The following is an 18,922-nucleotide window of genomic DNA, read 5'->3' as shown; positions in this document are numbered from 1 at the left end:
TGCGAACCAATGCCGACAACCTCGATATGGCCATCTGGCATAACTTCGGCTACCAAGCACACTACTTTAGAGGTGCCGATATCCAGTGCGACGATCATGTTGTGATCACTATTCATTTAAATAACCATTAATTAATAAAATATTTAAAATTCTATCAATGTTTTTGTAGTGCTTATAAGGGTACTTATTAATCAAGTAGCAAATTATAAGCCAATAACCTTTTAAATTCAGCAATGATAGCTATTACTGGGTAATAATTAATAATGTACAAAAAATCACCAATATATACCAATACTAATTCGGCAACTATTTTCCTTTCTTTAGATATTTCTCTAACTTTCAACAAGATAGTATTTTCCACTATGCAAAAAATTGCCGCTTCTAATATTATTTGCCCACAATAAAACCCTTCCCTTTATATTTATAAAAATCAAAAATCAATATTGAAAAAAGAGTATTAATCAAAATTTAATTTTGATTAATACTAAAAAATCAATACTCGTTTTTGATATATCGCATAGACATCAATACTCCGTTTTGATTTTAAAATACTCATAAACCTTGCCATTTCTCACGTTTTAAAATGAAAAAAACCTAGCATTCAATTTATTCATTATCGGTATATTGACGATCTATAAACTGTTTTAAAGGGATCATTTCATGTTTTCTCAACTGCGATCGTAGTTGATGATATGTCAAATTTAGTTTTTTAGCGGCCAACTTTTGATTAAAATGAGTGGCCTTAAGCGCATCCAATAACAGGCTCTGCTCCAATACCCCAACCTGAGCGGCCAACCCAGCACTTTTTGGCTTTAAGGGAGCCCCCGCCCCTTTTGCAGCCTTATCATCATTGTCTTTTAACCAAACAGCGACAAAAGGGTCTAGTGTTAGCTCCTGTATTGGCTCCTCGCCCGATTCTTGCCGATACACACTTCGCTCTACCGCATTGCGAAGCTCCCTAACATTTCCTGGCCACTCATACTCCAGCATCTGCTGTTTTGCACTATCAGAAAAACCCGGAAAATATTGACGCTCAAGCTCAAGGCACATACTTAAAGCAAAGTGCTCAGCAAGAAGAAGCACATCCTCTTGCCGATATCTCAAAGGTGGGATATGGACAACATCAAATGCTAATCTATCTAACAAATCTGCTCGAAACTCCCCTCTTCCAGACATATCCTGTAAATCCGCGTTAGTCGCAGCAATCAAACGAACATCAGCCTGCAAAGTTTGCTGTCCGCCTAACCGCTCATACTCTCCATATTCAACAACCCGAAGCAATTTCTCCTGTATTTGTGCTGAGCATGTCGCGACTTCATCCAAAAATAAAGTCCCGCCTTCTGCTCGCTCAAATCGGCCAGCATGGCGCTTTATAGCTCCCGTAAAAGCACCCGATTCATGACCGAACAAATCTGAATCTAGCAAGCTACCGCTTATGGAAGCACAGCTGACTTTAAGAAAATTCTGATCCCAACGTTTCGATAAAAAATGTATTCGCTCCGCAACCAGCTCCTTACCCGTGCCTCTCTCCCCCAACACCAATACCGGTTTATTGAGTGGTGCCAATCGAGATATTTGATCAGAGAGATCAAGCATCAAAGATGATTCACCCAGCATTGCTTTTTTATTTGATAGTCTCATAAGCTATATATTAGCTAAAAAAACTATCAATTAGCTATTAAAACTACAAACTCAAAACTTACATTTATTACTTTTTTATAAAACCAATACAAATCAACAAGTTAATTAATTGGCACGAAACTAGCTTTACCTATAAAAAAATACACATACTCACACCTTAAGATGGGTATGCATCTCAAGAAACAATGCAGGAGAAACACAATGGGTATCTTTTCTCGCTTTCAAGATATTATTAACGCCAATATCAACTCACTACTGGATCGTGCTGAAGATCCAGAAAAGATGATTCGCATGATGATTCAAGAGATGGAAGAAACACTAATTGAAGTACGCACAACATCAGCTAAAGTTATAGCCGATAAGAAAACACTAGAGCGCAGAGCCATTGCCTTGCAAAAAGACGCTGACGAGTGGGAAACCAAAGCAGCACTGGCATTGAACAAAAAACGTGAAGACCTTGCACGTGCAGCACTGACTGAACAAGCAGCAGCAAGTGAAACATTAGAAATGGCTCACCAAGAACTTGACGCCATTGAAGAGCACTTAAGCGATCTTAATAGCGAAATATCTCAGTTACAGCATAAACTAGATGATGCTAAAGCTAAGCAGAAAGCACTGCTCGCGCGGGAACAAACAACGCGCTCACGTTTAGAAATACGCCGCCGCTTTAGCCGCGACAAACTAAACGAAGCATTTGATAAATTTGAACGCTATGAGCGTAAGATGGATGATATGGAAGCTGAAGTTGAAAGCTATGACCTAGGTACCAAAGATCTTGCTAACGAGATAGAAGATCTCGAGCGCAACGAGAAAGTTGACCAAGCAATGGCAAAGCTTAAAGCTCAGATGAACAAAAACAAATCTGGTGACTAATAATGTCTAGCTTCGTGTTCTTTTTTATACCTACTGTAATTTTTCTAGGAGTAGTGCTCCCTCTCTGGCTTGTATTGTACTACGTCAGCAAGTGGCGCTCATCCAAAGGACTTTCAGTTGAGGACAAACAAACACTGGAAGCAGCCATGGGGGAAGTAGAGCGACTTGAAAGCCGACTTGAAACCCTAGAAACCATTCTCGACGCCGAGCAGCCAGATTGGCAAACTCGTCACTCCGTAGATTAAGGAGCCTGTATGTTTACAGCTAAATATCAAGGTTATGACATCAATTTATACCGCAGTACAGACAAGCGCTGGATAGCAGGCGTATGCGGCGGCATTGCAGAAAATATGCAATGGTCTGCTACGGGAGTGAGAATATTCACTCTTTTCTTGCTGATGTTCACAGGCGCCTTTGCCGTACTTGTTTATATCGCAGCCGTATTTTTGCTGTCCAGTAGGCCTAATGAAAGCAATAAGCTGAAAGAAGACACTTACGAAGAGAGCTTTTCAGCCCGTACGCACAGGAAGAAACCCCACAACATTAAGCAAAAAATGTTTGATTACGGGACCTCAGCATCAAGCCGCACTGAAGAGATACGACAACGGCTAGCAAAAGTTGATAAGCGAATACGCGCCCTAGAAGAGCATGTCACGTCAAGAAAGTTCTATTTTGATAGAGAGATGCGCCGCAGCTAATTACTATATTAACAACAGACACTGAGGCCATTAACCAGATGGCCCTCAGCGCTTCTTCCGATTTTTTATTAGAGTATGTAACCAAGAAGCTCAGTTTCACGCGAAGCATCACAACGGCCTACTTAAGCCCTTCCTCTCGAATAGACTCTTCACTTAAAGGGGCTTCTGTTGCTTCTGTGAAACGCTTAGGAAGTACTTTTTTACCGCTAACCCCTAAGCTATTTAATGCTACTGCTTGCTGAATCAAATTACCTCTACCCGAAGACAAGCGATTGAAGGAGATATCATAAGCTTGCTGTGCACGTGAAAGGTGTTTTCCAACATCCTCAAGCGACTCAATAAAGCCAACAAACTTGTCGTATAGGTCGGCACCACGCTTAGCGATTTCTTGGGCATTTTGGCTTTGGTGCTCATATCGCCAGATATTTTGAATTGTTCGTAATGTCACTAGTAACGTTGTTGGGCTAACCAGCATTATGTTGCGCTCAAACGCCGTACGAAACAGTTCTGGATCATGCTCCAGTGCTAATAGAAAAGCACCTTCAATAGGCACAAACATCAACACAAAATCCAATGACCGAACACCCTCTAGTTTTTGATAAGCCTTATCCCCTAAACCACGGATATGATTTTGCAATGATACGGCATGAGCTTTTCTCTGCTGCAACCTATGTGCTTCATTGTCACTTGAGCAATACTGTTCGTATGCCGTTAACGACACCTTGGAATCTATAATGACATCTTTGCCATCAGGCAAATGGACAATAACATCAGGTTGATAACGGTGTTGCTGATCCTTTAATGAAACTTGCACTTCGTACTCATGACCTTTGCGCAAACCAGACTCTTCTAACACTCGCTCAAGAACAATCTCTCCCCAGTTTCCTTGTGTCTTACTTTCTCCCTTCAAAGCCTGAGTTAAATTTATCGCATCTTGACTCATTTGAACGTTGAGTTGTTTTAGCTGACTAATTTCCGTATGCAACGCACGCCTATCTTTTGCTTCTCGATCATAGACATCTTCAACACGTCGCTTAAAGTCGCCAATTTGATCACGTAATGGTGTAAGAAGCATCCCCATTTCTTTACGGCTAGATTCTGAGAATCGCTGGGATTTTTCATCAAAAATCTGATTGGCTAGGTTTTGAAACTCTTGCTTCAGCTGATTTCGTGCTTCAGCCAATAACGCCAGCTTCTCTTCTGATGATTGTCTATCGGCATGTAGTCTTGCTTCGAGCTCAGCCACTTGGGCTTGCCGTATGGCCAACTGCTCTCTTAGGTCAGATCGATCAAACTCAAGGTTTTCATACTTATCTTCAAGTTTAGTTAAATATGATAAACGTTCCTGGTATTGCACCTCTTTCAGTTCGTGTTGGTGCAAAAGCTTCTCTAGCGCCTCATACTTGCGCTGCTTTTTGATTCTAAAAAATTGTAAAAAAAGCAGCACGACCATAATAACCAACACCGCTGTAATCAGCGAGCTAGCCATATCCCAACCGGCTAATATTTGCGCTAGTGACATAAATTATTACCAGTAATAATAGAGCGTCGCGACAGAACCAAGAACCAGCGGGGTCATTAGTATCAAGTTTTTAACATCACCTAACAAACGCTGCATAACTAGAATATGAACCACAGGAAAAGAGACAAGCAAACAGAGCAGTGGAATCCACCACATTAAATTAAGCATACCGAACGCCATTGCACCGATCATCGTTAATGCAGCCAAATTACCTGCCATAATGATAGCGACTTGGGTGTTGCGCTCAGCTAACTTGCCAATTTTTTGCTCATCTGACAGCTTATTAATTGCACCAGCACTCAATGCTGCTGACATCGAAACAAAACCAGTAATCAAAAAGGTAAAAATCGGATCCACGCGCCATTACTCCACTCAAAGGGGTTGATAGGCGTGATTGTAGAGGAATTCTGCGGCTAACCCTACCTATCTGTTTAATCTCACCAATAACTTTGCAGACTTCTACTTCACGTTTATCATTCGTTGAGATAGTTAGCACATAAGGAGCCGTATGATTAAAGCATTCATTATTTTAATAACCCTACTTGGCTTTTCTCTAACAGTATCCGCCCAGCATTGGACCGTTGCCGACGGGGGGTACCAGATATGTAACTCTGAAGAAACGTATCGCCAGTTACTCCACTACTCCTTATATGGTGTAGGTAATAAACCGGCCTCTGGCTGCACACTAGCTCCAACGGGAGCACAAGTAAGCATTATTCATTGCGTAGAAAGTGATATTATCCTTTGCAAATTTACTTTCACCCTTATTTCTGGCGCATCCATACGCGGCTGGGCCAGCAAAGCCTTACTAAGAGAGATTCCGCACTAATGGAATACCTGGTTAACGAAGCCGTTGAAGATTATGCTTTTCTAAATACTAGCGAAGAGCCACCTCTGCTAACAGAGCTGATCTCTGCTACCAATGAAACCATGGGCTGGCCACAAAAACTATCCGGCAGATTGATTGGTCGTACCTTAAAAATGCTAAGCTCAATCCACCAGCCTAAACGGGCTCTTGAGATTGGCATGTTTACCGGATACTCAGCACTTTCCATTGCTGAAGGCATGCCCGAGGATGGAAAACTCATATGCTGTGAAACTAATCCTCGCGCTATAGAATTTGCAAAAACTTTTTTTGACCGTAGTGAACATGGAAATAAAATTGAGGTTATATTTGGCAAAGCACTGGATACACTCGAAACATTAGAAGGCCCATTAGACTTCACTTTCATTGATGCCGATAAGCGCAGCTATCTCAACTACTACCTAAAAGTAAAAGAGCTTACTCGCCCAGGCGGGCTCATTATTTTAGATAACGTACTCTGGTCAGGGAAAGTCTTACAACCGGAATCAGAAATAGACGATACGCTAGTAGAAACAAATCGCTTAATTGCTGATGACCCCGATATGGAAAACGTTTTCCTTACTGTACGTGATGGCCTAAATGTCGTCAGGAAAATTCGCTAATGCCTGAACAGCCGAATAACACAGAGACACTTACAGCTGATAAGCTACTTAGGCTCTATGTAAGTACTGATGACAATGACTCAAAAATGCCTCGCCTCATCCAAGAGCGTAATCATTATTTGGATAACATAGATGATATATCTACGGCAGAGGAAGTAACCGGCCTTATTCACTGGCTACTGAGGGATCACCATATTAGTGCCCAAGGTGAAACACTGGACGAAATAGCAGACCGCCTAGGAGATCTAGATATTGAAGCAAATACAGATCAATATTCTGAACTTATATTTTTGATCAAAATAGCAACTGAACGCCTAGATATCATCATGCTGGACTCTCTTTAGCATGGTCGAAGCAGCAAAATGAAGCGCTGGCTGACGCTCAGTTTATCGATTCTACTTTTGCTGCCTCTGATCGGTTATGTCAGCATGCCGTTTATCGCAAAAAGCATTGTTGAAAACTGGTTATTAGAACAAGGATTTTATAAACCTATTTTCAGTGTAGAGTATCCCAGCCATCGGGAACTGCTTATCTCCCATATCAGTGTTGAAAAGCACACTGACAATCGTATATCTACACTCACAGCCGGCCCTGTCAGTATAAAATATGACCCGTGGGCACTATTATTTAAAGGGGAGCTTAGCCGGATAGAAATACCTTCTGCGGCCCTTGATATCGCCATGACGGGAAAAGCCGAAAAAGAAGAAATACAAGATGCCCCTGCCTCATTTGACTTGTCACTACTATTGCCAGATCAATGGCTTGGATTTTCTCCTGCTAACGAATTAGTCATCGGGCAATTGGATGTTAAATGGCACGGCCCAGATCAACCGCTGTATCGCTTTACGGGCAACATTTTCCTGACTCAACAGATATTACTCAGCCGAGTATTCACTAGCATCGGTAATAAAGAACTTACTCACTCCGACATTACTGTTTTGAGGGACAACCGTTTCAGAATCAATATCATTGATCGAGCCACGTCTTCACTTAACCCTATTGTTAGATTATTAGGACAATTAAGCAGTAAGAAAGACACGATCAACCTACAATCGCTGCATTCAATAGACATTGGAAAAGTTCAGGAGATTGCTCAACAACTTTCCCTCAACAAGATAGACACTCTTCCTTTAATGGGCGGTTCTTACTCTGGAGAAAACAATCTTTCCTTTGCAAGGAAATATGAAGGAGGCATAGAGCAATGGTTAACAAGCATCAGAGTACAACAGAATAGCCAACTAAATGCTTGGGTACAAAAGCCAGCAAAAGACATTAACATAGACAGCTTATACTTAAGCCTCCCATCAAGCTTTGAATACACTTACCCAGACACTCTAAAATTAAACATATCAAAAGAAAGCACTTTCTCAATTTTTAAATTTGAGCAAGAAGAATGGTCAATAGCGAAGACAAATATCTCATTAAACGACGACTTCATCCTGCATAATAGTGGCACAACCTCTATACAGCCCTTCAGCGCCACCATCACGCCGCAAACTATTCGAAACCCAGAGATACAAATAACAAGCCAACCGATTACGTTTGCTTTTAGTGATATTGACGTCGCACAGCTAAAAACTACTCTTTCATTCCAGACTAATAACATACAACTAAAACAAAAAAACCAAAAAATACCCAGTGTGAGCATAGCCGGGAATCTTTATATACACTTTCCAAATATCAAAGCAGGTTTTAGTATTGAAAGTGCTGATATCCCCTTAAACACGGCCATTAGTATTAACATGAATCTTGATAAAGAGTTAATCAATGCACAATGGCGAATTAAAGAGATTCTTCTCGCAGATAATCCATCGCAGTGGCAAGCGTACTTACCTTTTGAGTGGCCTCAAGCATTAACCTTGACGCGTGGTAATTATACACAAGCAGGTAACTTACAATGGTCTAGCGGACGCCTTGATGGCACGATTAATCATTCCTTAAACGATACACACTTAACTCACGAGAATGCAAAAGTAATTGGGCTATCTATTAACAGCCAAACGCACCTCAGAGGAAAACGAGTCGACGAGCAAGGCTCCCTTCAAGTTAACCAAGTTGATGCGGGAGTATACGTTAACAATATAAAAGCACAGTTTCGCCTAAACAAACTTGATAGTGCCAACCCCGTAGCTGATATTACGCACGTCTCAGGCTCCTTGTTAAACGGAACATTTCAACTCGCCCCTTTTCACAGCCCTCTAAACCCACCTACTATAAATACCGACTTATACCTACGAGGACTCTCGTTAAACGCTTTATTACAGCTAGAACAACAACCAGGACTCACCGGTGAGGGTGTTCTGGATGGCGATTTACCACTCAGTTTCAACAAATCAGGTCTGAGCGTCTCAGATGGTAATGTGAGCGCACGTGAAGCAGGGGTTATTCGCTACCAGCCAGATGCAAGCATTCAGACATTGCGCGAGTCTTACTTAGGCTTAGGTATCGCATTAGATGCCCTATCCAATTTCCATTTTAAAAAACTATCTATAGGAGCTGACTACTCAGCTAATGGGGCTCTCTTATTAAAAACACAGCTAAAAGGAAGCAACCCTGAGTGGAATAATGGGCAACAAGTTAACTTTTCTATGAATATTGAAGAGAACTTACATAAGCTCATGAAAACCTTACAATTCACAGATGAATTGACGAACAGGATAGAGAAGCGTTACCGTACACCTTAGACGAATGTTGAAGGAACACTTTTATGCAGTGCAATATCACGGTTCTATTGGGGCTATTACTTAGCAGTTTTCTGCTGATTGGCTGCTCACCTAAAGTACAAGTTGCTGTTCCAAATGAGCCTATAACCATTAACTTGAACGTTAAAATTGAACATGAAATCCTTATTAAGGTTGACCGTGAGATTGATGACCTTCTTAGTGACCAGAGCGACTTATTCTAGGAGTAACAACAATGACACAGACAACCCGCAAGCTCCTGCATACCCTAGTGCTACTTATCACGATGATTGCAACACCGGCTTGGGCTCTAACATTAGGTGAAGCAAAAATACAAGGCTTAGTTGGCGAGACACATTCAGGCTATCTTGCCAGCGTATCTTCGGCTTCAAATACCAACGCACTTCGTCTAGTAAAAGAGATCAATACTAAACGGAGAGCCGCCTATACTAAGAGCGCAAAAAAAGCAGGCGTTACATTAAAAGTGATGGAAACACGCATAGCCCAACGCTTATACAACAGAGCACCAAAAGGAACTTTTCTTCAAAAAGCAGACGGGCAGTGGTACCAAAAATAACATCACATTTAACCTCATTAGATACTAACCACATACAGGGCTACCCGTGAATAAATCAGATAGCACGCTATTTTCTTACCGAAGACTAAATTTAGCGGGCTTTTGTATTTCTGGTGCTGCACTGGCATACGCTTCTGTGTCTTTAGAGCAACAGCTTAGTGCAATTAATTGTTCACTTTGCAGCATTGTACGGTTATGTCTGCTGTGTATGACCGGAATATTTTTTCTAGCTTTTCTACATAACCCGTGGAAATTTGGCCAACGCTTTTACGGCCTTATTAACTGGCTTATAGCGATTATAGGTTTAGCGACTGGCGGCCGTTATGTTTGGCTAGACTCTCAAGCAGAGACAACTTCTCTTTGCAGCACTGGACTTGAAACTTGGACCAGCACAGTACCTTTTTTATCGGATATACATCACCTACTTATTGAGAATAATGAGTGTCTAGATAATTCGTGGCAACAATTAGGACTATCACTCCCTCAAATAACAACAGCAGTCTTTGCACTCCTGTTCCTAATCACCTGGCGGGTATTAACACGTAGCCCGAGAGCCAAGCTTCTCTTCTAAACATGAAAACACTATATTACAGACTCTTTCTAGTATCGATATTATCTTCCGCACCTGCAGTAGCAGCACCTTGGACACATAACCTCTATTTTGAGAATGACTTATTTGCCGATACAGACCAAAGTTACACAAACGGTATTCGTTTGGCTTGGGTTTCTCCAGATATCGACACTTATCTATATGATCCAGAACTTCCTTCGTGGATTAGAGAGGTTAATTATTGGTTCACTCCACTGTATCCAGACCCTGAAAACAGTAAAGACAACATACATCGCAACTTAGTGTTTACAGTTGGGCAGCAAATGTATACACCAGAAGACGCTAATAGAGCTACTGTTGACCCTAACGACAGACCTTATGCTGGCTGGTTATATGCAGGTTTTGGTTACCATGCTAAAACACAAAATACACTGAACTCTGTTGAAGTTAATTTAGGTATAGTCGGGCCAGCAGCTTTTGCTCAAGAGGCTCAAGATTTAGTTCATAAAGCCCGTGGTATTGATTTGTTTCTTGGTTGGGATAACCAACTTAAAAATGAGCCAGGAATCCAACTTGTTTGGGAGCACAAACACCGTTTATTCAAGCAGTCTATGTACGGTCCTTTAGGGTATGACTTTATTACTCATTACGGGGGAAGCCTTGGTAATGTAGCAACGTATGCGAATACCGGAGCAGAATTTCGCTTTGGGCTACGCTTACCTGATGATTTTGGAACATCAGCCCTACGACCAGGCGGCGACAATAGCGCTCCTGGAAACTTTGATACTCGTTTACGACAAGGCTGGGGAGTGCATGCCTTTGTCTCTTTGGATGGGCGCTTTGTATTACAGAATATTTTTCTCGATGGAAACTCTTATCAAGACAGCCACTCGGTGTCCAAAAAACACTTTGTTGCGGATGCGGCTTTTGGTGTCGCAGGCGTCTACAACAAATGGAAAGTATCTTTCGCTCATGTTTATCGTACTAAAGAATTTGATACTCAAACAGACGCCCAACGTTACGGTTCACTTACAGTATCTTATTCTTATTAGTGCCTACTCTGCACTAAAACAATGGCATGATGCCACCGCCTATAGAAAGCGCGATTTTTATACCTAGGACAATAGGGACATCTCTGTGAAAGGAATTTTATTAGTACGCAGTATCATAGTGCTCTGTATATTACTGCTAAGCACTTCTTCTGTTTATTCGCAAGAACGTATACTAAATTATGAAACGCACATTCTCATCAAAAATGATGGCGAGCTGCTTGTAACTGAAACGATTACCGTTACGGCTGAAAATGCTGCGATTAAGCGTGGGATTTATCGAGATTTCCCTACAACCTATGTTTTACCAAATACCCAAAAGCACCACGTTGGCTTTGAAGTGATCAGCATAATGCGCGATGGGAAAAGCGAGCCGTTTCACACACAAAAACAACAAAACGGAATCCGTGTCTACATAGGTGATAAAAACAAGTTTGTATCCAAAGGGAATCATACTTATGAAATTTTTTACCGGACCAACCGCCAAATACAGTTTTTAGAAAAGAGAGATGAACTCTATTTTAACGCGATAGGCCATGGATTTAAATTTCCTATTGATAACGCCAGCGCTACAATATCTTTACCGACAAACGCCTCTATTAAAAACTTCAAAGCTTATACTGGTCCCATTGGAAGTACATCAAGTGCTGTCAATACAGTACAGAGTCTTCCATTTGAAGTTTCATTTAAAACTAACAAAATACTCAATACCCGTGAAGGTATGACCGTTCTTCTTGCTTGGGATAAAGGCGTCATTGCTCCGCCTTCTAATTCACAAAAAATTAGCTGGCTAATGCAAGATTTTCGCATAGTTATTTTTGCAGGTATTAGTATTTTAATCGTGATTACATACTTGCTGCTTGCTTGGCTTGCTGTGGGGCGTGACCCAAAAGGTGGATCCATTATCCCCCTTTTCACACCACCTAAGGGCTTATCACCTGCAGCCTGTCAATTCATCAAAGACCGGCGTGTCAAACCTTCAGCTTTTAGTGCTGCACTAATAAACCTTGCGGTTAAAGGTTACTTAACGATAGAACCAATCACAAAAAAAAACTCTTATACGCTTAGCAAAACGGGCAAAACTATTAATTTTTTCCCAAGTGAAAAATCTCTTGCCAACGTGCTGTTTAAAGATAATCTCCAGCAACAAAGTGTAGGAGGGAAATACTCCGAGTCAGTTTCAAAAGCCCAATCTGAGCTAAAACAAACACTCACAAGAGAATATGCAAAGCAAAACTTCAACAATAACCGCTTATGGTTTTTTATTGGTTTAGCTTTAGCTATAACGCTTGGTGGTTTTATGGCCATTCAAGATCAACGTGAAGAGCTTATATTCTTGTCTGTATTTGCTGGCATCTTCGGTACTGTTTTTATCACGTCTATTCGCCGTTCAATTCAAGCTGCAAAGTCGCGCTCTACTGGTATGAAAGCAATAAAGTTAATACCGGCAGTGTTGCCCGCCATTTTTATTTTCACCGTAGGCGGGCCATTTATCTCCTTATTTGGGCAGTTTTCGCTGAATATTGAAAACATTGCGGTTCCGGCATACTTTCTCTGTTCAGGCCTACTTCTCATGCTATTTTATTGGTTGCTCGAAGCACCGACAGTTGCAGGAAGAGCCACTCTTGATAAGATTGAAGGCTTTAGAGAATACTTACGTGTAGCAGAAAAAGATCTCCTTGAATTTCAACATCCCCCTGAAAAAACGCCCGAATTATTTGAGCGATACTTACCCTATGCAGTTGCTCTTGGCGTAGAAAATGAATGGGGAGAAAAATTCACCGAAGTATTGGCTGTTTCAGCTCTATCAAGCGGTGAATCACTACACTGGTATCACAACCACCATAACCAAAACAATATCGCTTCTTTATCTTCAAACCTATCAACTGGCTTAGACAGTGCAATTGCCTCATCGTCTACACCTCCCTCCTCATCAGGAAGCGGCTTTAGTGGAGGTTCATCTGGTGGCGGTGGCGGCGGTGGCGGTGGCGGCGGTTGGTAAGTAAACTGGCCGCATTTAGCTGTATTAAGCTAGAATCCATTTAACGAGAACCACCTATTAGCGTACTTCTTAGTAACGACGGAGATTAAATTTGTGTTAACACTTTCAATTATAATTGGGCTTATTGTTGCTATAGCTCTCTATATCATCAGCCTTTACAACGGTTTGGTGGATAAAAAAGCAAGAACAGAAGAAGCATGGAGTGGAATTGAAGTTCAGCTCAAGCGCCGTCACAATCTCATCCCCAATCTTATCGAGACAGTGAAAGGGTACGCCTCACATGAGCAATCAACCTTTGAAAGAGTAGTCAATGCACGCAACAGTGCCATACAAGCTAGCGATGCAAGTACAACGACAACTACTGCACAAGCTGAGACTGTATTATCCGGTGCATTACGCCAACTGTTTGCGCTTGCTGAAGATTATCCAGACTTGAAAGCAAACACAAATTTTTTAGACCTCCAAGAACAGTTAAAAGAACTAGAAGATCAGATCCAGATGGCCCGACGTTTTTATAATGGTTCGGCCCGGGACCTAAATATTATGGTCGATAGCTTTCCATCTAATTTAGTAGCCACACGCTTTAACTTTGTTAAATTTGAATTCTTTGAATTGGATGAATCAGAGGCCAGTGAAGTGAAGAAAGTCCCTAGCGTTAAATTCTAATAAGCATCAACCTGAATAAGGCAACTAGCCAGAGTTACAGGAGAAACTAACATGAAAGCAAGTCGTATTATTGGCCACCGAGGATTAGCATCTTTAGCTCCTGAAAATACACTTGCATCTATCAAAGCAGCAAATCTACATAATATAGACTGGGTTGAGGTTGATGCGAGCATTTTAGGAGACGATACTGTCGTTCTCTGCCACGACGATACATTAGAGCGTTGTAGCAATAACCAAGGATCTCTGCTCAATATTACTGCTGATTGCCTACAAAAAATAGATGCTGGCATCTGGTTTTCTGAGGCTTTTCGCGGCGAAAAAATCCCTACACTAATTGAGACACTTCAATTGATGTCACACCTAAATATGGGAGTTAACCTTGAGCTAAAACCACAGGAAAACGTCTCTCCTCAAAAAATTGTATCCCTTACCTACCCAATTATTAACGCTCATTGGAGCAGCACTAAACCATTGCTGATAAGTAGTTTCGACCATGACATTTTACGTGACTACCGCCAATGTGATTCAGAACAACCCATAGGTCTGCTCTATGAAAAGATAGATTGCTCTTGGCACTCCACAATGCAAGAGTTAAATGCTGTCAGCTTACATTGCAATTGGAAATACTTAACCCCCTTACTTGCGCAGTCCATTAAGTCTGCTGGCTACCAGCTAATCATCTATACATGTAATGATTCGAACACCGCTAAAAAGCTTTGGGCTATGGGTGTGGATGGCATCATATCAGATACACCCCATCTACTTTGACCGTCCCTAAAAGCAACCGTCACTCACTCTAAAAACACCTGTCATACCTCTGTCTTCTGCTTTGCCAAAAATCTTACAACACTATTAATTCATCTTTTTTTGAATTCACATGCTAATTCTAGGCTCATAAATTTATGAAAAGAATATTTATGGTATCGCCAAAAGTCTTATAAACACTGCTATACAAGAATAAAAATCAGCACAAGTGATACAGTAAATTATGTTTTTATGTAATTTTATGTATCATTTTAAAATATTTCGAGGTACATTTATTCTATCGCTGTTATATGTAATTGATGAGTCTTGCCCAAAGGCGAGTTCTTATACTAAAAACGGCAAGATCAATAGCAAGATTTGATAGATACTGACTGCTATGAAGAAAATAAAAAGTTTCATAGTCTGACAAACGAACCAGAACATCGGAGAGCAGAATAATGACGCCAGAAGAACAAAATTTCATGCGCAAGATTAACGCTGAAGAGAAAATCGAACCCAAGGATTGGATGCCGGATGCTTATCGTAAAAATGTTATCCGTCAGATGTCTCAACATGCGCACTCTGAAGTGATCGGTATGCAACCTGAAGGGAATTGGATCACACGTACACCTTCTTTGCGCCGTAAAGTCGTTCTGCTCTCCAAGGTGCAAGATGAAGCAGGCCATGGACTATACCTATACAGCGCCTGCGAAACGCTTGGCATTTCTCGTGCAGAGATGATCGAAGCATTACAGAAAGGCACGGCTAAATACGCATCCATTTTTAACTACCCTACCCTCACTTGGGGTGATGTAGGCGCTATAGGCTGGCTGGTTGATGGAGCAGCTATTGTAAATCAGGTATCGCTACAACGAACCTCTTACGGCCCATATGCACGCGGCATGATCCGTATCTGCAAAGAAGAAAGCTTCCATCAGCGCCAAGGTTATGAAGCTCTATTAGTTCTGGCTCAAGGCTCACCAGAACAGAAACAGATGGCGCAAGACTCTCTGAACCGTTTCTACTGGCCAGCTCTTATGATGTTTGGTCCTCACGACTCAGAATCGGCACACTCTGCTAAGTCAATGGAATGGAAGATTAAACGTGAAACTAATGACGACTTGCGTCAGAAGTTTATTGATCAAACAGTTCCTCAGATCGAATTCTTAGGCTTAGAGCACCCAGATTCTGCCATTAAATGGAATGAAGAACGTGGCCATTATGATCATGGCGACATTGACTGGGAAGAGTTCTACAGCGTAATCAACGGAAATGGCCACTGTAACCGCCAACGTATTGAGCATCATGTAGCCGCTCATGAAGAAGGCTCTTGGGTACGTGATGCTATTACTGCATATAACAACAAAAAAAATGCCAACAAAATAAAAAACGTGGCGTAAGGGGTAACTGACATGACAACTGAAAAACTAGAACTGTTTGAAGTATTCATCCGCTCAAAGCGTGGCCTTGATCATAAACACGTAGGTAGCTTGCACGCAGAAGATCACGCACAGGCCCTGGAGTACGCTCGTGACTGCTACACGCGTCGCAGTGAAGGCGTTAGTATCTGGGTAATGAAATCCAACGACATCTGTGCTTCTCAAGAAGATGATGCTGAAAGCTTCTACGACCCAAGCGATGACAAGCCTTACCGTCACGCAACTTACTACGTACTTCCTGATCCAGTAAACAACATGTAATTGGCGGGAGTATAAAAGAATGAGTGATATCAAAGCTGCAACACTTGAATATACTACCCGTTTAGGCGATGACTCCGTTGTACTGGGCCACCGTATTTCTGAATGGGTAAGCTACGGACCCTTCCTTGAGGAAGACATCGCCTACGGTAACGTAGCGCTGGATTATATTGGTCGCGCACGTATGTTTTACACCTACGCTGCCGAACTAGCCAATGATGGTCGTACTGAAGACGATTTCGCATACATGCGTAACGATCGCGAATACCGCAACTTACTGCTGCTCGAGATGCCTAGAGGCGATTTTGCCTACTCTCAGGTTCGCCAGCTACTTGCCGATGTTTATTACACATTACTGTTACCAGAATTAGTGCAATCAAAAGATGCTACGTTATCTGCAATTGCTGCTAAGTCGATAAAAGAAACCAAGTACCACCTGCGCCGCAGCCGTGACTGGGTTTTACGTTTAGGTGATGGTACTGAGGAAAGTCATAAGCGTACTCAGAAAGCGGTTGATCAACTATGGGGTTACACCCATGAAATGTTCGACATGGATGAAACTGAGCAGATGCTTGCTGACAACGGCATAGGAGTAGACGTATCTAAGCTTCATGATGCATGGCGCCAAATGGTAAGCGATATTCTGACTGAAGCAACACTGACTGTACCAGAAGATAGCTGGGCCGTTCGTGGTGGCCGTACGGGCTACCACACAGAGAACCTTGGCCACATGTTAACTGAGATGCAATTTGTGCATCGCTCTCATCCAGGTTGCAAGTGGTAAACCACTATGAATGAAATTTCACTGATGCCAGAAGAACAGTACCAACGATTGCAACAGCGCAGTGCGGCTGATGTAAAAGAATTATGGGACTTGCTCGATATGGTTAAAGACCCAGAAGTACCGGTACTGAGCATTTGGGACCTAGGGATTTTACGTGATATTGAGCGTATAGGTGGGCAAATTATAGTGACCATCACACCCACCTACTCTGGCTGCCCCGCAATGGACAATATCCGCACCGACGTGGCCACAGCCTTGAACGATGCGGGTTATGCTGACGTCACTGTCAACATGTCATTATCTCCTGCTTGGAGCTCGGAGTGGATGTCACTGGAAGGCCGAAAGAACCTTCGAAATTACGGTATTGCACCGCCAGAAGATGCAGACCTTGATGAAGATGGCCTAACACCTGACGCTCATGCGCAATGCCCACATTGCAGCTCCCGAAATACTCGCAGGATCAGTGAGTTTGGCTCTACCGCGTGCAAGGCACTCTTCCAGTGTAATGATTGCAACGAACCATTTGATTATTTTAAAAAGATATAGGTGAAGCGATGTCCGACACCAATTTCTACACATTAAAGATAGCTGACGTACAACCAGAGACAGATACAGCTATCTGTGTAACATTCGATGTTCCAGAAGAATTAAAAGAGAAGTTTACTTTTATACAAGGCCAATTCCTGACCATTAAAGCTATGATCGACGGCGAAGATGTACGTCGCTCATACTCCATATGCTCAGGCATTAACGACGGTCATATGCGCGTAGGTATAAAGCGAGTTAAAAATGGTAAGTTTTCTAACTACGCCAATGATAACTTTAAAGCCGGTGCTGAAATTGAAGTAATGGCCCCACAAGGCAGCTTCCACACAGAACTCAAAGCTGACAATACCAAAAACTACATGTGTATCGCTGTAGGCTCTGGTATAACGCCAATGATTTCGATCATAAAATCAACACTATCTGTTGAATCGGATAGCCGTGTCACTCTGATTTACGGCAACCGTCGAAGCAACTCTGTTATGTTCAAAGAGGAACTAAACTTTGTTAAAAACCGTTATATGGATCGCTTTCAGTGGATCAATATTATGGATTTTGAAGATCAAGGAGCTGACCTTTTAAATGGCCGCATTGATAACAAGAAAGGATACGCCCTTCAAAAAAGCGGCCTAATTGATATCAAAAGCACTGATGAAGCCTTTATCTGTGGCCCTGAATCGATGATGTCTGAAGTGTCTCGTGGCTTTCGTATGGAAGGCTTAAATGATGATCAAATTCATTACGAGCTATTTGCAAACTCATCAGCCGACTCTCAAGCAATTCTGGATAAAGCCCAGAAACGTATCGAAGAGTTTGGCGAAGAAAAGCTTAGCAAAGTAACGGTTGTTGCAGATGGCCGCTCAATCATGTTCGAACTGGCGACTGTCGGCTCAAACATTTTAGACGCCGGTATGGACAATGGCATGGAGCTACCTTATGCATGTAAAGCAGGGGTATGCTCTACCTGCAAATGTAAACTAGTGGAAGGTGAAGTCGACATGGACATCACTCACGGTCTTGAAAAACATGAGATCGAAGCCGGTTACATTCTTAGCTGCCAAGCACATCCTATTTCGGATAAGGTAGTCGTCGATTTCGATCAACGATAACCCCTAGCATTACTTATACTTGGCATTCATAAACCCTGCTACCTAGCAGGGTTTTTATTTTACCCACTCACTTCGCTCAACACTCCCTTTCGCTCGAAGCAATCCCCCTCAATATGTATAATAGTAAGCTTAAATAATTTTTTATATGCAGTATTAAGCTTTACCACAACCCTAGTTTTGTGAAACTACGAGATGTAATTAAATAATACTGCAATATATCGACCACCACCTAAGCTAAAGAGATATTGCAATTGCTACACACTAACTCACATCAAACTCCAACACTTGACCGTCGCTTTTGTGTAGCGCCTATGATGGA

22 protein-coding genes are annotated in these 18,922 nt (G+C 41.9%); 19 read left to right on the top strand and 3 right to left on the bottom strand.

Going from position 1 to position 18,922, the window contains the following annotated elements:
* Positions 1–606: 606 nt before the first annotated feature.
* Positions 607–1,641 (bottom strand): phage shock protein operon transcriptional activator, encoded by a 1,035-nt coding sequence (gene pspF, locus QZZ55_RS18510; protein ID WP_293268905.1) that lies wholly within the window; start codon positions 1,639–1,641, stop codon positions 607–609.
* Positions 1,642–1,842: 201 nt separating this feature from the next.
* Here pspF and pspA point away from each other — a divergent pair, with 201 nt between their 5' ends.
* Genes pspA through QZZ55_RS18495 form a run of 3 tightly spaced genes read left to right on the top strand, consistent with a single transcriptional unit; the run spans position 1,843 to position 3,212 of the window.
* Entirely contained in the window at positions 1,843–2,514 is a 672-nt protein-coding gene (gene pspA / locus QZZ55_RS18505) for a phage shock protein PspA (protein WP_293268904.1), read from the top strand.
* A 2-nt stretch (positions 2,515–2,516) separates the two neighbouring features.
* Positions 2,517–2,759 (top strand): envelope stress response membrane protein PspB, encoded by a 243-nt coding sequence (gene pspB / locus QZZ55_RS18500; RefSeq protein WP_293268903.1) that lies wholly within the window; start codon positions 2,517–2,519, stop codon positions 2,757–2,759.
* Between the two features lie 9 nt (positions 2,760–2,768).
* Positions 2,769–3,212: a PspC domain-containing protein gene (locus QZZ55_RS18495; protein WP_293268902.1), complete on the top strand. Its 444-nt coding sequence runs from the start codon at positions 2,769–2,771 to the stop codon at positions 3,210–3,212.
* A 118-nt stretch (positions 3,213–3,330) separates the two neighbouring features.
* On the opposite strand, the gene rmuC is transcribed toward QZZ55_RS18495, so the two are convergent.
* Both rmuC and QZZ55_RS18485 read right to left on the bottom strand, forming a co-directional pair.
* Positions 3,331–4,734 (bottom strand): DNA recombination protein RmuC, encoded by a 1,404-nt coding sequence (gene rmuC, locus QZZ55_RS18490; RefSeq protein ID WP_293268901.1) that lies wholly within the window; start codon positions 4,732–4,734, stop codon positions 3,331–3,333.
* 6 nt (positions 4,735–4,740) lie between these two features.
* The gene (locus tag QZZ55_RS18485; RefSeq protein ID WP_293268900.1) at positions 4,741–5,091 is read right to left on the bottom strand and encodes a hypothetical protein; all 351 of its coding nucleotides are present in this window, start codon (positions 5,089–5,091) and stop codon (positions 4,741–4,743) included.
* Positions 5,092–5,242: 151 nt separating this feature from the next.
* On the opposite strand from QZZ55_RS18485, the gene QZZ55_RS18480 reads away from it, so the two are divergent.
* The 16 genes from QZZ55_RS18480 to paaE all read left to right on the top strand — a co-directional run bounded on the left by QZZ55_RS18480 (position 5,243) and on the right by paaE (position 18,603).
* Positions 5,243–5,563, top strand: a complete 321-nt coding sequence (locus QZZ55_RS18480) for a hypothetical protein (RefSeq protein ID WP_293268899.1) — start codon at positions 5,243–5,245, stop codon at positions 5,561–5,563.
* Positions 5,563–6,201, top strand: coding sequence for a class I SAM-dependent methyltransferase (locus QZZ55_RS18475; RefSeq protein ID WP_293268898.1), 639 nt, complete (start codon positions 5,563–5,565; stop codon positions 6,199–6,201). Before QZZ55_RS18480 ends, QZZ55_RS18475 begins: the two co-directional genes overlap by 1 nt.
* Positions 6,201–6,545 (top strand): hypothetical protein, encoded by a 345-nt coding sequence (locus QZZ55_RS18470; protein WP_293268897.1) that lies wholly within the window; start codon positions 6,201–6,203, stop codon positions 6,543–6,545. Before QZZ55_RS18475 ends, QZZ55_RS18470 begins: the two co-directional genes overlap by 1 nt.
* A gap of 18 nt (positions 6,546–6,563) precedes the next feature.
* Positions 6,564–8,885 (top strand): YdbH domain-containing protein, encoded by a 2,322-nt coding sequence (locus QZZ55_RS18465; protein WP_293268896.1) that lies wholly within the window; start codon positions 6,564–6,566, stop codon positions 8,883–8,885.
* A gap of 23 nt (positions 8,886–8,908) precedes the next feature.
* Entirely contained in the window at positions 8,909–9,106 is a 198-nt protein-coding gene (locus tag QZZ55_RS18460; protein WP_293268895.1) for a YnbE family lipoprotein, read from the top strand.
* Between the two features lie 11 nt (positions 9,107–9,117).
* The gene (locus QZZ55_RS18455) at positions 9,118–9,459 is read left to right on the top strand and encodes a YdbL family protein (RefSeq protein WP_293268894.1); all 342 of its coding nucleotides are present in this window, start codon (positions 9,118–9,120) and stop codon (positions 9,457–9,459) included.
* A gap of 46 nt (positions 9,460–9,505) precedes the next feature.
* Positions 9,506–10,030 (top strand): disulfide bond formation protein B, encoded by a 525-nt coding sequence (locus tag QZZ55_RS18450; protein WP_293268893.1) that lies wholly within the window; start codon positions 9,506–9,508, stop codon positions 10,028–10,030.
* A gap of 2 nt (positions 10,031–10,032) precedes the next feature.
* Positions 10,033–11,061 (top strand): lipid A deacylase LpxR family protein, encoded by a 1,029-nt coding sequence (locus QZZ55_RS18445; protein WP_293268892.1) that lies wholly within the window; start codon positions 10,033–10,035, stop codon positions 11,059–11,061.
* Positions 11,062–11,146: 85 nt separating this feature from the next.
* Positions 11,147–13,060: a DUF2207 domain-containing protein gene (locus tag QZZ55_RS18440; RefSeq protein WP_293268891.1), complete on the top strand. Its 1,914-nt coding sequence runs from the start codon at positions 11,147–11,149 to the stop codon at positions 13,058–13,060.
* 93 nt (positions 13,061–13,153) lie between these two features.
* On the top strand, positions 13,154–13,726 hold the full coding sequence (locus tag QZZ55_RS18435) for a LemA family protein (RefSeq protein WP_293268890.1): 573 nt from the start codon (positions 13,154–13,156) through the stop codon (positions 13,724–13,726).
* 51 nt (positions 13,727–13,777) lie between these two features.
* Positions 13,778–14,494: a glycerophosphodiester phosphodiesterase family protein gene (locus QZZ55_RS18430; protein ID WP_293268889.1), complete on the top strand. Its 717-nt coding sequence runs from the start codon at positions 13,778–13,780 to the stop codon at positions 14,492–14,494.
* Positions 14,495–14,928: 434 nt separating this feature from the next.
* On the top strand, positions 14,929–15,870 hold the full coding sequence (gene paaA / locus QZZ55_RS18425; protein WP_366512349.1) for a 1,2-phenylacetyl-CoA epoxidase subunit PaaA: 942 nt from the start codon (positions 14,929–14,931) through the stop codon (positions 15,868–15,870).
* Positions 15,871–15,882: 12 nt separating this feature from the next.
* The gene (gene paaB, locus QZZ55_RS18420; protein WP_028469980.1) at positions 15,883–16,170 is read left to right on the top strand and encodes a 1,2-phenylacetyl-CoA epoxidase subunit PaaB; all 288 of its coding nucleotides are present in this window, start codon (positions 15,883–15,885) and stop codon (positions 16,168–16,170) included.
* 19 nt (positions 16,171–16,189) lie between these two features.
* Complete coding sequence (gene paaC / locus QZZ55_RS18415; RefSeq protein WP_293268888.1) at positions 16,190–16,951, top strand: 1,2-phenylacetyl-CoA epoxidase subunit PaaC; 762 nt, start codon at positions 16,190–16,192, stop codon at positions 16,949–16,951.
* A 6-nt stretch (positions 16,952–16,957) separates the two neighbouring features.
* A complete protein-coding gene (gene paaD, locus QZZ55_RS18410) occupies positions 16,958–17,497 on the top strand; it encodes a 1,2-phenylacetyl-CoA epoxidase subunit PaaD (protein WP_293268887.1) in 540 nt (179 codons plus the stop codon).
* An 8-nt stretch (positions 17,498–17,505) separates the two neighbouring features.
* On the top strand, positions 17,506–18,603 hold the full coding sequence (gene paaE / locus QZZ55_RS18405; protein WP_293268886.1) for a 1,2-phenylacetyl-CoA epoxidase subunit PaaE: 1,098 nt from the start codon (positions 17,506–17,508) through the stop codon (positions 18,601–18,603).
* Positions 18,604–18,922 lie beyond the last annotated feature (319 nt).

Origin of the sequence: Neptunomonas sp., from assembly GCF_016744175.1 — a bacterium.
GTDB lineage: Bacteria > Pseudomonadota > Gammaproteobacteria > Pseudomonadales > Balneatricaceae > Neptunomonas.
Note: the sequence above shows the minus strand (reverse complement) of the source record. Positions and strands in the feature narration are given on the sequence as shown.

Excerpts from the sequence above, each read along its gene's own strand:
- pspF (WP_293268905.1), bottom strand. The coding sequence starts at position 1,641 with ATGAGACTATCAAATAAAAAAGCAATGCTGGGTGAATCATCTTTGATG.
- pspA (WP_293268904.1), top strand. The coding sequence starts at position 1,843 with ATGGGTATCTTTTCTCGCTTTCAAGATATTATTAACGCCAATATCAAC.
- pspB (WP_293268903.1), top strand. The coding sequence starts at position 2,517 with ATGTCTAGCTTCGTGTTCTTTTTTATACCTACTGTAATTTTTCTAGGA.
- QZZ55_RS18495 (WP_293268902.1), top strand. The coding sequence starts at position 2,769 with ATGTTTACAGCTAAATATCAAGGTTATGACATCAATTTATACCGCAGT.
- rmuC (WP_293268901.1), bottom strand. The coding sequence starts at position 4,734 with ATGTCACTAGCGCAAATATTAGCCGGTTGGGATATGGCTAGCTCGCTG.
- QZZ55_RS18480 (WP_293268899.1), top strand. The coding sequence starts at position 5,243 with ATGATTAAAGCATTCATTATTTTAATAACCCTACTTGGCTTTTCTCTA.
- QZZ55_RS18475 (WP_293268898.1), top strand. The coding sequence starts at position 5,563 with ATGGAATACCTGGTTAACGAAGCCGTTGAAGATTATGCTTTTCTAAAT.
- QZZ55_RS18470 (WP_293268897.1), top strand. The coding sequence starts at position 6,201 with ATGCCTGAACAGCCGAATAACACAGAGACACTTACAGCTGATAAGCTA.
- QZZ55_RS18465 (WP_293268896.1), top strand. The coding sequence starts at position 6,564 with ATGAAGCGCTGGCTGACGCTCAGTTTATCGATTCTACTTTTGCTGCCT.
- QZZ55_RS18460 (WP_293268895.1), top strand. The coding sequence starts at position 8,909 with ATGCAGTGCAATATCACGGTTCTATTGGGGCTATTACTTAGCAGTTTT.
- QZZ55_RS18455 (WP_293268894.1), top strand. The coding sequence starts at position 9,118 with ATGACACAGACAACCCGCAAGCTCCTGCATACCCTAGTGCTACTTATC.
- QZZ55_RS18445 (WP_293268892.1), top strand. The coding sequence starts at position 10,033 with ATGAAAACACTATATTACAGACTCTTTCTAGTATCGATATTATCTTCC.
- QZZ55_RS18430 (WP_293268889.1), top strand. The coding sequence starts at position 13,778 with ATGAAAGCAAGTCGTATTATTGGCCACCGAGGATTAGCATCTTTAGCT.
- paaA (WP_366512349.1), top strand. The coding sequence starts at position 14,929 with ATGACGCCAGAAGAACAAAATTTCATGCGCAAGATTAACGCTGAAGAG.
- paaB (WP_028469980.1), top strand. The coding sequence starts at position 15,883 with ATGACAACTGAAAAACTAGAACTGTTTGAAGTATTCATCCGCTCAAAG.
- paaC (WP_293268888.1), top strand. The coding sequence starts at position 16,190 with ATGAGTGATATCAAAGCTGCAACACTTGAATATACTACCCGTTTAGGC.
- paaD (WP_293268887.1), top strand. The coding sequence starts at position 16,958 with ATGAATGAAATTTCACTGATGCCAGAAGAACAGTACCAACGATTGCAA.
- paaE (WP_293268886.1), top strand. The coding sequence starts at position 17,506 with ATGTCCGACACCAATTTCTACACATTAAAGATAGCTGACGTACAACCA.